A 14300-nucleotide genomic window follows, 5' to 3' on the forward strand; every position below is an offset into this window, starting at 1 on the left:
GCGTCTCCTTCACATCAGTGAGGGGATCAGTCGGCGGTAGTCATTCAATGACGGATGACGTGCATACTGTTTTTCCGCTGTACCGGAGTCGGGATTGGTTACGCCGAGGCAGTAACGAATGCCGAATTGAGCAGCGGCGTCGAGAATGGGTTCGCTGTCGTCAATAAACAACGTCTTCTCTGCACTCATTCCCGTTTCTTCAGCGACAGCGTGCCATAACCGCTGATCCTCTTTGGGATAACCAAATGTGTGGGTGGAAAGTAATAAATCAAGGTGTGAGGCCAGACCGGTATGCTGAAGCTTCACCGCCAGGTTATGCGGATGCGCATTGGTGAGCAAAATACGACGTTTGCCGCTGGCTTTCAGGGCATCAAGGAACGGTACCGTATCTTCACGCAGTACGGCGCGCGGTCCCTGTGCGGTTGTCATGGCGCATATATCCAGACCCAGGCGTTCACTCCAGTAATCCAGGCAGTACCAGTTTAGCGTATGCTGTACGGCATGATACTGCTGACGAATAAATTCCTGGGCTTCCTGGGGAGAGATACCCTGTTGCGCGCCGTAGGTCTCCGGCACCAGTTTTTGCCAGAAATAGTTATCGAATGCCAGATCGAGCAGCGTACCGTCCATATCCAGCAGAACGGTGTCGACGTCCTGCCAGGCAATATCTATGTGCATGGAAACTCCCCAGAGGAAAACAAGATGCGCGACAGGGTAGCATATTCCGTCGCGCGGGCGTGTTATCGAATCAGGCTTTCTGGGGTCTCAATCAGCGTTGGATTCAGGCAACTCTCGTAATATTCCTGAATTTCCGTGATGCGTGAACGATGACGCTGGTAACGTCTGAATGCCTGAACGCTGTTGTAGATAGCACATCCCAACATGGAGAGCATCAGCAGCGTGGTGCCAAGGTAGCGCCATAAACCAGAACGATCCGGGATTCGGTGCAGGCCAATGTGCTGGGTACCGTTGGCGTCGGTCGAGATGTTGGTGACAATCCCTTCAGCGCGAAATGGCGTTTGCATAAGCATCTGGGCAAGGCGCTGGAAGGCGTTCCATTGTTCTTGCGGCGGATAGTCGTACAACGAGGTCGCCGGCCAGGGCTGATCAACCAGGTCGCTGCCTTCGTCACTGATAATCAGGAAACCACCGGGGGCAGGGCTATTCAGTGCCTGAGCCGCCCGGGCGGTCTCGCGTGAAATGAACGGTGCCGTAGAGGTATTCACCAGGTTATCCAGTGATTCGGCGCTTACCGGGCGCAACAGCACATTTACACCATCCAGTTTCCCGGCGTTTGCTCGCTTAACGAGAGCGTTCCAGTCTTTACTGTTACCCAGGTTAACCAGGGCATTTTTCAGGCGTACGCATTCATCTTCGGCGGCACACAGATCGGCGGTTTTCAGGACAATATCGCCAAAATCATCCAGCAACACCATGCCGGACTTCTGAATGGCTGAGCGTAACGATGAGCTGACGCGAGAGTCATCGTCGGGTTTGGGGTGCAGTTGGCGGTTAACACTTTGGGTCAGCGCGGTTGCCTTATTGACCAGGTCGGACTCGGGCAGCGGCAGGGCGCGCGCGTCATTCCAGATAATCTGCGAACAATCAAATGGCATAAAAGGTGTCGCAGGTTGTGCATTCCAGCTCCCCTGAGTATGGATGTTACACATCCCCGTGCCACTCAGATGCAGCGTATCGCCCACGCGTACGCCTGCCTTTTCCAGTTGCTTAACGCTGGTGGCCTCAATAGTTTGCGCCCCTTTCATCCAGGAAAGCGTAAGTTTAATCGGCATATCCAACGGGACCCAAAACAGCAGCATTAGCAATACCAGCAACGAACCGCTGGCAATGACGGCGCTGCGTAGCCAGTGCTGCAACGGGAAGTTTTTCACCTCGTCATGCAACGATAAAAAACGCCCCTGGCGGACAACATGGCGATCCAGATAGATATCAATATCCGTTTGCTGGCCAAGGTCCTGTGCAATGTAAGGCTGCCAGTGTGGTGGATAAATCAGGTCAATAATACCCAGGGAGATATTATTAATTTGCTCCTGATCGTTTTCACCAAACAACCCCCAGCGGCGTGGAGTGCCACGCAGACAGTGGATTTCTCGTAGAGCCGTTTTAGACGGTGGTGCAAACAGGCCCCACAGACCCGCAGCCAGCAGCAATACTGCGCCACCGGCGGTCCACGGTACGAACGTGTCTGGCATGATTAAACAGAAAAAGAACAGCAGGAATGATGCGGCAATCAGTAACGCTTCGCGCAATCCCGACGGGCGGCTGAGCGCATATTCTTCATGCGTTTCCTGGCGAATATTCAGCAGTTCAATCTGCTCGCTTTCTTCACCGCGTATGGACGCCTGGGTAGACGCGGTATGCTGTAGCGCATAGCCACGCGCTTCCTGCATATACTCTTTCAGCGTGTGACCGTTCAACGAGATAACCAGCGGCAGCGTATTGGTGTGGATCAGCTCAACGCTGTTTTCATCATTGATGTATTGTTCCCAGAAGGGAGGCAAATGGACTTCGACGGAGTCGAGATAGTAGCGCCATTTGTTCGGATCGTCGGTGGTGATGCCATAGCGCGTAATGGAATGCGTCAGTATGATGACGCTATTACTTTGGGCATTCAGGGTTAACGATACCGGTGCCGAACTGGCACCTGTTGGGCCAGGCACCTGCTGAATTTGACTGAGGTTTTCGAGATAGTTTTCGACCGCACCACGTTCTTCGGGTGTTAGTTTACGCTTAGAGGCGTCAGAGAAGACGTTGCTCAACGGTAATTTTTGTTGTCTGAATTTTGATCTGAATCGCCACCCTGCAAGCAATGAGCAGGCCAGCAAAGCAGCTAAAAAAATCAGAATGGTGCTCATGCTTTCCCCATCTTACTTAGTCTGTCAGGCGTGGTCAGTCGCACCCTGTTCAATATTCGTGATTCTGTGGTTGGCTATCGGCAAGTGTGGAGTTGAACTTGAGCATCTTTAAGTACAGCCCAATAAATGCGAATAATAGCAAAATCACCAAAAATGGAATATCAGCAAATTCCTGGAGTTATTTCAACCTATTGACTTTTAATTTGAAATAGGGATTAACTTTTAGTACGTTACATAAATGTAAATAAACGGCAATTCACATTGCCGAAACCGTGCTGTATATCGCACAATAACCCCAGATTTCACAGCAAAGATCCTCATGATGAGCAAATCATTACAAAAACCCACGATTTTGAAAGTGGAAACCGTCGCACAATCCCGGCTATTTAAAGTCGAAAGCGTGGACCTTGAGTTCAGCAACGGCGTACGTCGTGTTTATGAGCGTATGCGCCCATCCACGCGCGAAGCGGTAATGATTGTGCCGATTGTGGATGACCACCTGATCCTCATTCGCGAATATGCGGTCGGAACCGAATCCTACGAACTTGGTTTTTCCAAAGGGTTAATCGATCCCGGTGAAAGCGTGTTTGAAGCGGCTAACCGGGAATTGAAAGAAGAAGTGGGCTACGGTGCGAAGGACCTGACGTTTTTGAAAAAACTCAGCATGGCGCCTTCCTATTTCTCCAGCAAGATGAATATTGTGGTCGCAGAGGATCTTTATCCTGAGTCGCTGGAAGGTGATGAGCCCGAGCCATTGCCACAGGTGCGCTGGCCGCTGGCGCATTTGATGGATCTGTTAGAAGACCCTGACTTCCACGAAGCGCGTAATGTCAGCGCGCTGTTCCTGGTTCGTGAATGGCTGAAAGGGCAAGGGCGATTGTAGTTTATGTTGCCGAATGTCGGCTGACGCCTTATCCGACCTACAACATCCAGCAATATCAAATGATTGCGCCGAAAATGTAGGCCGGATAAGCGAAGCGTCATCCGGCAAAAGATTAGAACAACTCGTGCGTCTCACCATTATCGATAATGGTTGTCCCCACCTCATGTACCGCCTGTTGCGTTGGCTGAGTACCTTCAATGAAATACTCCGCACGGCTGTTACCACCGTTCGCCAGTTGGCCGGTGCTACGATCGATATTGACGGTAACGATACCCGGTGGTGGCGTCAGCGGCTGCTCAGGGACACCTTCTAATACACTCTTCATGTAGGCATCCCACGCAGGTTGTGCACTCTTCGCACCGCCCTCGTAGCCGGAGATTTGGTCCTTGATCGCGCCGGATGCCGTCGTATGTCCGAGATCGCGACGATGATCATCAAACCCGATCCATACCGAGGTCACAACCCCTGGGCCATAGCCGGAGAACCATGCATCTTTCGAGCTGTTGGTTGTCCCGGTTTTCCCGCCGATGTCATGGCGCTGTAAATCACGTCCGGCACGCCAGCCGGTTCCCATCCAGCCTGGCTCACCAAAGATATTGGTGTTCAACGCGCTCTTGATCAGGAAGGCCAACGGCGTGTTGATGACGTGTGGTGCGTATTCTTGCGTTCCGCTTTGTGCGACCAGCGCCTGGTTAGCTTGTTCCAGCTGTGGCATTGGCACGGCGGCGTTTTGTTGTTCCTGAGATACCGCAACATCTTCAACGTTACTGTTTTCCAGCACGTTAGACTTCTGCGTATCGCCATAAATTACCGGGATATCACATTCCGGGCAGGCAATTTTTGGCTTCGCCTCAAAGATAACGCCACCCATATCGCTTTCAATCTTACTGATGAAATACGGGTCGACCAGGAATCCGCCGTTTGCCATTACCGCGTAACCGCGAGCAACCTGCAGCGGAGTGAACGAGGCTGAACCCAGCGCCAGTGATTCAGTATGCACAATGTTCTGTGCCGGGAAGCCGAAACGCTGCAGATACTCTGCCGCATAATCCACACCCATTGCGCGCATGGCACGAACCATCACCACGTTTTTCGACTGACCCAGACCCTGACGTAAGCGGATAGGGCCAGCATATTGCGGCGGTGAGTTTTTCGGCTGCCAGTCAGAACCTGCACCGGCATCCCAACGGGAAATCGGTACGTCATTCAGCATACTTGCCAGCGTCAGGCCTTTATCCATCGCGGCGGTATAGAGGAAGGGTTTGATGTTCGAACCTACCTGGCGTAATGCCTGGGTCGCACGGTTAAATTTGCTCTGGTTGAAATCAAAACCACCCACCAGTGCCAGCACTGCGCCGTTTTGCGGATTAATCGAAACCAGTGCGGAGTTAACGTCCGGCACTTGCGCCAGCCACCAGGCGTCGCCAACCTGGCGTACCCATATTTGCTGACCGGCCTGAACCACATCGGTTACTTTACGCGGCGTCGGGCCTTGCTGCGTATCCGAACGATAAGGACGCGCCCAGCGCATGCCTTCCATACGTAATGAGACCGAGGTTCCATCCGCCAACGCTGCGGTCGCTTCCTGTGGGTTAGCGCTGGTAACAACCGCCGGCAGTAGCGGACCATAAGTCGGCAGCGCTTTCAGCGTATCGGTGATTTTTTTGCTGTCCCAACTGCTTTCACCCACTTTCCACAACACGTTAGATGGGCCGCGGTAGCCGTGGCGCATGTCGTAATCCATCACGTTGTTACGTACCGCCTGCTGGGCGGCCTGCTGGACTTTACGCGTAATGGTGGTGGTGATGCGATACCCGTCTTCATAGGCTTTTTCACCATAACGGTTATACATCTCCTGGCGCACCATCTCAGACAGATAAGGGGCTGAGAAAGCGATTTCCGGCGCGTGATAGTTGGCATCGATCGCTTCACTACGCGCCTGATCGTATTGGGCCTGAGTGATGTAGTTTTCGCTCAACATACGCGACAGTACAACGTTACGGCGCGCAGTTGCCCGGTCCATCGAATAGAGCGGGTTGAAGGTTGACGGCGCTTTTGGCAGACCGGCGATCACTGCGATTTCACTTAAGCTGAGTTGATCAACGGTCTTGCCGAAATAGACCTGCGCGGCAGCACCCACGCCATAGGCGCGATACCCCAGATAGATCTTGTTCAGATAAAGCTCGAGGATCTCGTCTTTACTCAGCAATTGCTCAATACGGATAGCCAGGAACACTTCTTTAATCTTACGCATCAGCGTCCGTTCCGGACTCAGGAAGAAGTTTCTCGCCAACTGCTGGGTAATGGTACTTGCCCCTTGTGAGGCGTGGCCGGAGAACAACGCGACGCTGGCCGCACGGAAGATCCCCACCGGGTCCACCCCGTGGTGCTCATAGAAGCGGCTGTCTTCTGTAGCGATAAAGGCTTTAACCATTACCGGCGGCATTTGATCCAGCGTAACCGGAATTCGACGTTTCTCGCCATATTGCGCGATGAGTTCGCCATCAGCACTGTAAACCTGCATTGGGATCTGCAGACGCACATCTTTTAGCGTCGCGACGTCAGGTAATTGTGGCTCGATATAGCGATAGAGGCCATAGATCGAGCCTGCTCCCAGCAGGATGCAACATACTGCAAGGATTAATAAATACTTTACGAACTTCACTGGAGATTTCCCATTTAGTGGCATTTGGGCAGTTTATAAACAAACGCGCGGTAGTATAAAGGCAAGCCAGACGCATTGATATACCCGTTGAAGGAACGGGTGATAAGGAGATCATCAGCAATGGCTTTTCGTATATGGAAAATTGGTCTGCATATTCAGCTACATGACGTGCTGGCTGTCGCTATCGTTCGTGACGCGTCCGGTTGGGTGCTACAACGCTGGTGGCGTATGCCGCTGGCACATCAGGTTATCGTCGATGGCCACATTCGTGAGCCGGAACAGCTTACTGCGGTGCTCCTGCCGTGGAGCCGTGAGCTACCGCACAGGCACCATATTCACCTTTCTTTTCCTGCCAACAGGACGTTACAAAAAAAGTTACCCCGTCCAGCAATGACCCTGCGCGAACCAGAGCAAACGGCATGGTTGTCTGGGGCAATGGCTCGCGAACTGGATATGGAGCAGGATGCGCTGCAGTTTGATTATAGCGAAGACACGCTAAGCCCGGCGTTCAACGTGACGGCGGCACAAAGCAAAGAAATATCGGCACTCCTGACGCTGATGCATCCCCTGAAGGTACAAGTTACGGCCATTACGCCGGATGCCAGCGCCTTGCAGCGATTAATTCCTTATTTACCCAAGCATCAATCATGTCTGGCATGGCGTGACGATACCCAATGGCTCTGGGCGAGCCGCACGGCATGGGGACGTAAATCGACGGGGGAAATTGACGATATCGGTGCGCTTGCCGCGGCATTATCTCTTTACCCTGCGGATATTGCGCTATGTGACGCCGGTGGCTTTGATCCCTTAAATGCGGTGTCCGTCCGCCAGCCACCGATTCCTACGGAAAGCCACAACTTTGCTGTTGCGCTTGGGCTGGCGATGGGAGGTGTGTACTGATGACGGCGACCATCAATCTTTTGCCCTGGCGTCAGTCGCGGCGGTATGCCTGTCTGCAATGGTGGGGAGCGTTATTGAGTGGATCTTTACTGGTTATTGTGGGCATCGCATTGGGTTATTACGCGCTTTCTCGCGTAGATAATAGGGTCGAATTACTGTTGGCTGATGCCGAAAAAATACGGGCTGAAACCCTGATAGCACTCAAGCCGCGCCTGCAACAGCGTCAACAACAATGGCAGAAGGCGCAACAAAGAGAAAAACGGCGTGAACAGATGCGAAGCTGGCAGTCTGTTTTACAAGGGATGGCCGCGTTACTGCCAGAACAGGCGTGGTTAACAGGAATGACCTGGCAGCAGGATACGCTGGAGCTGACGGGGCTGACGCTGAACGTTGCTGCGCTTCATCGACTGGAGACGCAATTACGTAAACACCCTGGGTTTCAGTTGGGAAGCTCAGGGGAAACGCGACAAGATGCGCAGGGACGCTGGCAGTTTCACTATCGTCTGATACGGAGCGTTATGCATGCAGACGCTTTGTGATGGCTGGTTAGCGCAGACGCCGCGGTTTCGACTTTTGTGCTGGGGCGGCTGGATATTGGTCCTGATCGCGGCTGCGCTGTTGTGCCTTTATCCTGTAGAGCAGCAACGGAAAGCGCAGCAGGCAGCATTAGTCCGCCAACGCGTGGCGATTCAAGATCAATGGCGCAATCTGTATCTGTTGGCGTCATCGGTTGGGAAACCCTTTTCTCCCACTGAAGCGAGGCCGGTTCCTTTTTCCCCATTGGTCTATCAAAGCTCTCTTACACGTCTGATCCACTGGCAGCCCTCCGTACGGGGAGGCGAACTGGCGCTGAAAACTGCGTGGGATACGGTCCCACAGATGTTTACCCAACTGGCGGAACAGGGGATGAGTACGAGCCAGTTTTCTCTTAGTACAGAAGATGCTGATGTGTTGTTGACGATACAGCTGGAGCGTCTGAATGATGACTAAGCGCTGGCTGTTCGCGTGTTTTAGCGTGCTGCTGCTGACCGGCATGCGCAATCCCTTTCAGCCGCCAGAGGATCACTGCCGGATGACTGAGTTGTCGGCATGGCGTTATCAGGGGGCGGTGATCCAGGGGGGACGCTCAATTGGTTTTATGCAGGATGGTCAACACAAATGGCGGAGGGTCGAGCAGCGAGATGTACTGAATAGCATCTGGAGGGTATCTCAGGTGACAGCCCAAAGCGTAACTATCGATACAGGGAACGATTGCGAGCCATCACGGTGGCAGTGGCAACGACAAGGAGAGGCGAATGAAGCGGTGGATAGTCATCGTGCTGATGACCGTAATACCCAGCGTGCTGGCCGGGAAGGCACAAAACGTGACGCTGGTGGTGGATGATGTTCCCGTTGTCCAGGTGCTGCAGGCGCTGGCGGTGCAGGAGAAGAAAAATCTGGTGGTGTCACCGGATGTCAGTGGCGTGCTGTCATTGCATCTGACGGATGTGCCGTGGAAACAGGCATTGCAGACGGTGGTCAAAAGCGCCGGACTGGTGTTACGCCAGGAGGGAAACATCCTGCATGTGCATACTGTACGCTGGCAAAACGAAAATACAGCCCGTCAGGAGAGTGAACAAGCGCGGATTCAGGCCGGCTTGCCGCTGGAACATCGCAGTATAATTTTGCAATACGCAGATGCTACGGAGCTGGCAAAAGCCGGTGAAAAACTGCTGAGTGCTAAAGGAAGTATAACGGTCGATAAACGAACCAACCGCCTACTGCTGCGAGACAACCCTGTTGCGCTAAACATACTGGAACAGTGGGTGGCGCAAATGGACTTGCCCGTTGAACAGGTCGAGTTGGCGGCGCATATCGTCACGATTAATGAAAAAAGTTTGCGTGAGCTGGGGGTGAAGTGGTCGCTGGCAGATGTGCAGCAGCCAGGGGCTGTGGGGAATGTCACCACGCTTGCCAGCGATCTTGCCGTGTCTACTGCAACATCGCGGGTGGGATTTAATATTGGCCGCATTAATGGTCGTTTGCTGGAGCTTGAGTTGTCCGCACTGGAGCAAAAACAGCAGCTTGATATTATTGCCAGTCCTCGATTACTGGCTTCTCATCTGCAACCTGCCAGTATTAAGCAGGGCAGTGAAATCCCGTATCAGGTCTCCAGCGGTGAAAGCGGCGCGACTTCCGTCGAATTTAAAGAAGCGGTGCTGGGGATGGAGGTAACGCCGACCGTGCTGCAGAAAGGGCGGATCAGACTGAAGCTGCATATTAGCCAGAATGTTCCCGGACAGGTGCTACAGCAAGCGGATGGCGAAGTGCTGGCCATCGATAAGCAGGAAATTGAAACCCTGGTAGAGGTTAAGAGCGGTGAAACGATCGCGTTGGGCGGGATTTTTTCACATAAAAATAAATCAGCAGCTGACAGTGTGCCGTTACTCGGCGACATTCCGTTGCTCGGCCATTTTTTTCGTCATGATGGTAAAGAAGATGAGCGGCGTGAGTTAGTGGTTTTTATCACGCCCAGACTGGTCCCAACACAATAACTTATGCATGAAAACCCGTTGTTTTTGCGCTGAACACGTTTCAGGGATTTGACGTGCGGGTGTATTTAGCATACAAGGAGTACCGATTTGAGTGTCGGGACTTTTCTTTACTTATGCAGCAGTGAATACGCTTCGCCTTTCCGGTGGTGTGTCATAGGCTTATTTGGCGTCATTTGGCTACACGACACGTCGTCAGGTCAGATGTTTGCAGGGTAGCATGCCTGCCACGACCAGAAATGCGTAAGGTTTGGTGATTTATTCAGTTGCCAAACCCGCTTGAGTATTGAGATAATTTTCAGTCTGACTCTCGCAATATCTTATGAGGTTTCAGTTCATGTCCTGCTGCGCTGGGTGTCTGCGAAGCGGGTTTACCATTAACGAATAGTCTTAGTAGTACCGAAAAAATGGCAGAGAAACGCAATATCTTTCTGGTTGGGCCTATGGGTGCCGGAAAAAGCACTATTGGGCGCCAGTTAGCTCAACAACTCAATATGGAATTTTACGATTCTGATCAAGAGATTGAGAAACGAACCGGAGCTGATGTGGGCTGGGTCTTCGATGTAGAAGGTGAAGACGGCTTCCGTGATCGCGAAGAAAAAGTCATCAACGAGTTGACGGAAAAACAGGGTATTGTGCTGGCAACTGGCGGTGGCTCTGTAAAATCACGTGAAACACGTAACCGTCTTTCCGCGCGTGGCGTCGTGGTCTATCTTGAAACGACAATTGAAAAACAACTTGCACGTACTCAACGTGACAAGAAACGCCCGCTGCTGCAGGTAGAATCGCCGCCGCGTGAAGTTCTGGAAGCATTGGCTGACGAACGCAATCCTCTGTATGAAGAGATTGCCGACGTGACCATTCGCACCGACGATCAGAGCGCGAAAGTCGTAGCAAACCAGATTATTCATATGTTGGAAAGCAACTAATTCTGGCTGAATACACACTCGTCTGCGGGTACAAGTAACTAAGGTGGATGTCGCGTAATGGAGAGGATTACAGTCACTCTCGGGGAACGTAGTTACCCTATCACCATCGCGGCTGGTTTGTTTAATGAGCCAGCTTCATTCTTACCGCTGAAATCGGGCGATCAGGTTATGTTGGTGACCAACGAAACCCTGGCTCCCCTTTATCTCGATAAGGTTCGCGGCGTACTTGAACAGACGGGTGTTAACGTTGATAGCGTAATCCTTCCCGATGGCGAGCAGTATAAAAGCCTGACGGTGCTGGATACGGTCTTCACTGCGTTACTGCAAAAACCGCATGGTCGCGATACCACGCTGGTCGCACTTGGCGGCGGCGTGATTGGCGATCTTACCGGTTTTGCAGCAGCCAGCTATCAGCGTGGTGTTCGTTTTATTCAAGTCCCGACAACGCTGTTGTCGCAGGTTGACTCCTCCGTCGGCGGTAAAACCGCTGTAAACCATCCCCTCGGTAAAAACATGATTGGCGCGTTTTACCAACCGGCTTCCGTGGTGGTGGATCTCGACTGTCTGAAAACGCTTCCTGCGCGTGAATTGGCATCGGGCCTGGCGGAGGTTATCAAATACGGCATCATCCTTGACGGTGAATTTTTCAGCTGGCTGGAAGAAAATCTGGACGCATTATTACGTCTGGATGGTCTGGCAATGGCGTACTGTATTCGCCGTTGTTGTGAGCTGAAAGCAGAAGTCGTCGCAGCGGACGAGCGCGAAATGGGCTTACGTGCTTTACTGAATCTGGGACACACGTTTGGCCATGCTATCGAAGCTGAAATGGGTTATGGCAATTGGTTACATGGTGAAGCTGTCGCAGCAGGTATGGTAATGGCTGCCCGCACGTCAGAACGTTTGGGCCAGTTTACCTCCGCTGAAACGCAGCGCATTATTACGCTGTTGCAGCGCGCAGGTTTACCGGTAAATGGGCCGCGTGAAATGTCTACACAGGCTTATTTGCCGCACATGCTGCGAGATAAAAAAGTGTTGGCGGGAGAGATTCGTTTAGTGCTTCCGCAGGCAATAGGGAAGAGTGAAGTCCGCGGCGGAGTGTCGCACGAGGTGGTTCTTAACGCGATTGCTGATTGCCAGCAGGCGTAACAACAAGAAAGGTCAGGCTTGCGTTGTAAAGCGTAAGTCTTTTAGCTTCAGGTTATGTGCAAAGTCGTAAGCATTAACCTTTGAGTGGGGTGTTAAATGGATGAATTCAAACCAGAAGACGAGCTGAAACCCGATCCCAGCGATCGTCGTACTGGTCGTTCTCGTCAATCGTCTGAACGCGATAATGAGCCGCAAATCAATTTTGATGATGTTGATCTGGATGCCGACGATCGCCGTCCTGCGCGCGCACGTAAAGAGCGTGATGAAGAGCAGGACATTGAAGAAGACTATGAATCTGATGACGATGTTGTGGATGAAGAACGTGTAGAACGTCGCCCACGCAAGCGTAAAAAAGCGGTCAGTAAACCAGCCTCCCGTCAGTACATTATGATGGGTGTGGGTGTTCTGGTACTGCTGCTGCTGATTGTCGGTATCGGTTCCGCACTGAAGGCCCCCTCATCTTCCTCTTCCAGCGAGCAGGCTGCGTCTGGTGAGAAGAGCATCGATCTTTCTGGCAGCAATGCGACGGATCAGGCGAACACCACAATGCCTGCGACGGGTGCTGAGCAGACCGCTGGCAATACGCAGCAGGATGTTTCTCTGCCGCCGATTTCCTCTACCCCGACTCAAGGCCAGGCGCCTGCCACAGCAGAAGGTCAGCAGCGCGTTGAAGTTCAGGGCGATCTGAACAATGCGCTGACGCAGCCGCAAGGTCAGGCACAGGTTAACAACGTCGTCGTCAACTCTACGCTGCCAACTGAACCTGCTACCGTAGCACCCGTTCGCAATGGCAATGCAGGGCGTCAGACGGCGAAGACTGAGCCAGCAGAACGTACCGCAGCTGCACATCAGGAACGCAAACAGGCTGTTATTGAGCCGAAGAGCAAGCCGCAGACCACGGTAAAAGCGACGCCGGCAGAGCCGAAACCTGTCGCTCAGGCGAAACCGACTGTGACTGCGACCGCGCCGACGACAACAACGAAAGCGCCAGTGGTAACCGCTACACCTAAAGCGTCAACTGAGCCAAAAGCAACGGCAAGCACCGCGCCAGCTCAGCAGACTGCAACACCTGCACCAACGACAGCAACACCGGTTGCGGGTGGTGCGAAAAGTGCAGGGAACGTTGGTGCGTTAAAATCAGCGCCATCCAGTCACTACACGCTGCAGCTCAGCAGTTCCTCTAACTACGACAACCTGAATGGTTGGGCGAAGAAAGAGAACCTGAAGAACTACGTGGTGTACCAGACGACGCGTAACGGTCAACCGTGGTATGTTCTGGTGACGGGTGTGTATGCGTCTAAAGAAGATGCGAAACGTGCAGTGTCTACGTTACCCGCCGACATTCAGGCGAAAAACCCGTGGGCAAAACCGCTGCACCAGGTTCAGGCCGATTTGAAGTAAGATAGGATATGTTCTGCAATGGTTTGCTGTTTCGCCCAATTGCGGGACAAAGACTAAAGCGCAGGATGCTGTCGGAGCTTTCTCCACAGCCGGAGAAGGTGTAATTAGTTAGTCAGCATGAAAAAAAATCGCGCTTTTTTGAAATGGGCAGGGGGGAAATACCCCCTGCTTGATGATATCAAACGGCATTTACCTCAGGGTGAGTGCCTGATTGAACCCTTCGTGGGTGCCGGGTCGGTGTTTCTCAACACCGACTTTTCTCGTTATATTCTTGCCGATATCAACAGCGACCTTATCAGTCTCTATAACATCGTGAAGACGCGTACCGATGAGTACGTGCAGGCTTCACGTGAGCTGTTTATGCCTGAAACGAATCAGGCTGAGGTGTACTACCAGTTCCGGGAAGAATTTAATGCCTGCCAGGACCCGTTCCGACGTGCAGTGCTGTTCTTATATCTCAACCGTTTTGGCTATAACGGGTTATGCCGTTATAACCTACGCGGTGAGTTTAATGTCCCCTTTGGTCGTTATAAAAAACCCTACTTCCCGGAAGCCGAGTTGTACCATTTTGCCGAAAAAGCGCAAAATGCAGAGTTCCATTGCCTCTCCTATGAAGAGTGCATGGATCGTGCGGATACCAACTCTGTGGTCTACTGTGACCCGCCATATGCACCGCTCTCGGCGACGGCAAATTTCACCGCGTATCATACCAACAGCTTTAGCCCGAAAGAGCAGGCGCACCTGGCCGAGATGGCAGAAAAGCTGGTCAGTAAGCAGATCCCGGTGTTAATTTCGAATCATGACACGCCGGATACCCGTGAATGGTATCGAGCGGCGAAACATTTTCAGGTCAAAGTGCGGCGCAGTATAAGCAGCAACGGCGGCACACGTAAAAAGGTGAACGAACTGCTGGCGCTGTACAAACCAGGAGTCGCAACGCCTGCGAAAAAATAATTCTCAAGGAGAAGC

The 14300-nt window shown here is 52.5% G+C and carries 13 protein-coding genes; 10 read left to right on the forward strand and 3 right to left on the reverse strand.

What is annotated here, in order from left to right; translation table 11 throughout:
- Positions 1-9: 9 nt before the first annotated feature.
- Positions 10-678 carry a GMP/IMP nucleotidase gene (gene yrfG, locus RYZ59_RS05855; protein WP_048213552.1) on the reverse strand — a complete coding sequence of 223 codons (669 nt, stop codon included), beginning with the start codon at positions 676-678 and terminating at the stop codon, positions 10-12.
- Between the two features lie 62 nt (positions 679-740).
- Positions 741-2876 (reverse strand): intracellular growth attenuator protein IgaA, encoded by a 2136-nt coding sequence (gene igaA / locus RYZ59_RS05860; RefSeq protein ID WP_318045311.1) that lies wholly within the window; start codon positions 2874-2876, stop codon positions 741-743.
- A gap of 322 nt (positions 2877-3198) precedes the next feature.
- Here igaA and nudE point away from each other — a divergent pair, with 322 nt between their 5' ends.
- Positions 3199-3759, forward strand: a complete 561-nt coding sequence (gene nudE / locus RYZ59_RS05865; RefSeq protein ID WP_115602375.1) for an ADP compounds hydrolase NudE — start codon at positions 3199-3201, stop codon at positions 3757-3759.
- A gap of 112 nt (positions 3760-3871) precedes the next feature.
- Here nudE and mrcA read toward each other — a convergent pair whose 3' ends face one another.
- Complete coding sequence (gene mrcA / locus RYZ59_RS05870; RefSeq protein ID WP_202037561.1) at positions 3872-6424, reverse strand: peptidoglycan glycosyltransferase/peptidoglycan DD-transpeptidase MrcA; 2553 nt, start codon at positions 6422-6424, stop codon at positions 3872-3874.
- Positions 6425-6544: 120 nt separating this feature from the next.
- On the opposite strand from mrcA, the gene RYZ59_RS05875 reads away from it, so the two are divergent.
- From RYZ59_RS05875 to dam, 9 genes are all read left to right on the forward strand, one after another.
- Positions 6545-7324 (forward strand): DNA utilization protein HofM, encoded by a 780-nt coding sequence (locus tag RYZ59_RS05875; RefSeq protein WP_318045306.1) that lies wholly within the window; start codon positions 6545-6547, stop codon positions 7322-7324.
- Positions 7324-7863 (forward strand): PilN domain-containing protein, encoded by a 540-nt coding sequence (locus RYZ59_RS05880; RefSeq protein ID WP_318045303.1) that lies wholly within the window; start codon positions 7324-7326, stop codon positions 7861-7863. The genes RYZ59_RS05875 and RYZ59_RS05880 overlap by 1 nt, the downstream gene beginning before the upstream one ends.
- Positions 7847-8314 (forward strand): hypothetical protein, encoded by a 468-nt coding sequence (locus RYZ59_RS05885; protein ID WP_318045300.1) that lies wholly within the window; start codon positions 7847-7849, stop codon positions 8312-8314. Before RYZ59_RS05880 ends, RYZ59_RS05885 begins: the two co-directional genes overlap by 17 nt.
- Positions 8304-8708, forward strand: coding sequence for a HofP DNA utilization family protein (locus RYZ59_RS05890; protein WP_318045298.1), 405 nt, complete (start codon positions 8304-8306; stop codon positions 8706-8708). Before RYZ59_RS05885 ends, RYZ59_RS05890 begins: the two co-directional genes overlap by 11 nt.
- Positions 8620-9858 carry a DNA uptake porin HofQ gene (gene hofQ, locus RYZ59_RS05895; RefSeq protein WP_318045296.1) on the forward strand — a complete coding sequence of 413 codons (1239 nt, stop codon included), beginning with the start codon at positions 8620-8622 and terminating at the stop codon, positions 9856-9858. The genes RYZ59_RS05890 and hofQ overlap by 89 nt, the downstream gene beginning before the upstream one ends.
- A gap of 404 nt (positions 9859-10262) precedes the next feature.
- Entirely contained in the window at positions 10263-10784 is a 522-nt protein-coding gene (aroK, locus tag RYZ59_RS05900) for a shikimate kinase AroK (RefSeq protein ID WP_003023552.1), read from the forward strand.
- Positions 10785-10841: 57 nt separating this feature from the next.
- A complete protein-coding gene (gene aroB / locus RYZ59_RS05905; protein ID WP_318045294.1) occupies positions 10842-11930 on the forward strand; it encodes a 3-dehydroquinate synthase in 1089 nt (362 codons plus the stop codon).
- A 96-nt stretch (positions 11931-12026) separates the two neighbouring features.
- On the forward strand, positions 12027-13331 hold the full coding sequence (gene damX / locus RYZ59_RS05910; protein ID WP_202037568.1) for a cell division protein DamX: 1305 nt from the start codon (positions 12027-12029) through the stop codon (positions 13329-13331).
- Positions 13332-13448: 117 nt separating this feature from the next.
- Positions 13449-14285 carry an adenine-specific DNA-methyltransferase gene (gene dam / locus RYZ59_RS05915; RefSeq protein WP_137361508.1) on the forward strand — a complete coding sequence of 279 codons (837 nt, stop codon included), beginning with the start codon at positions 13449-13451 and terminating at the stop codon, positions 14283-14285.
- Positions 14286-14300 lie beyond the last annotated feature (15 nt).

The sequence above is a fragment of the Citrobacter sp. HN-141 genome (assembly GCF_033341895.1).
Classification (GTDB): Bacteria; Pseudomonadota; Gammaproteobacteria; order Enterobacterales; family Enterobacteriaceae; genus Citrobacter.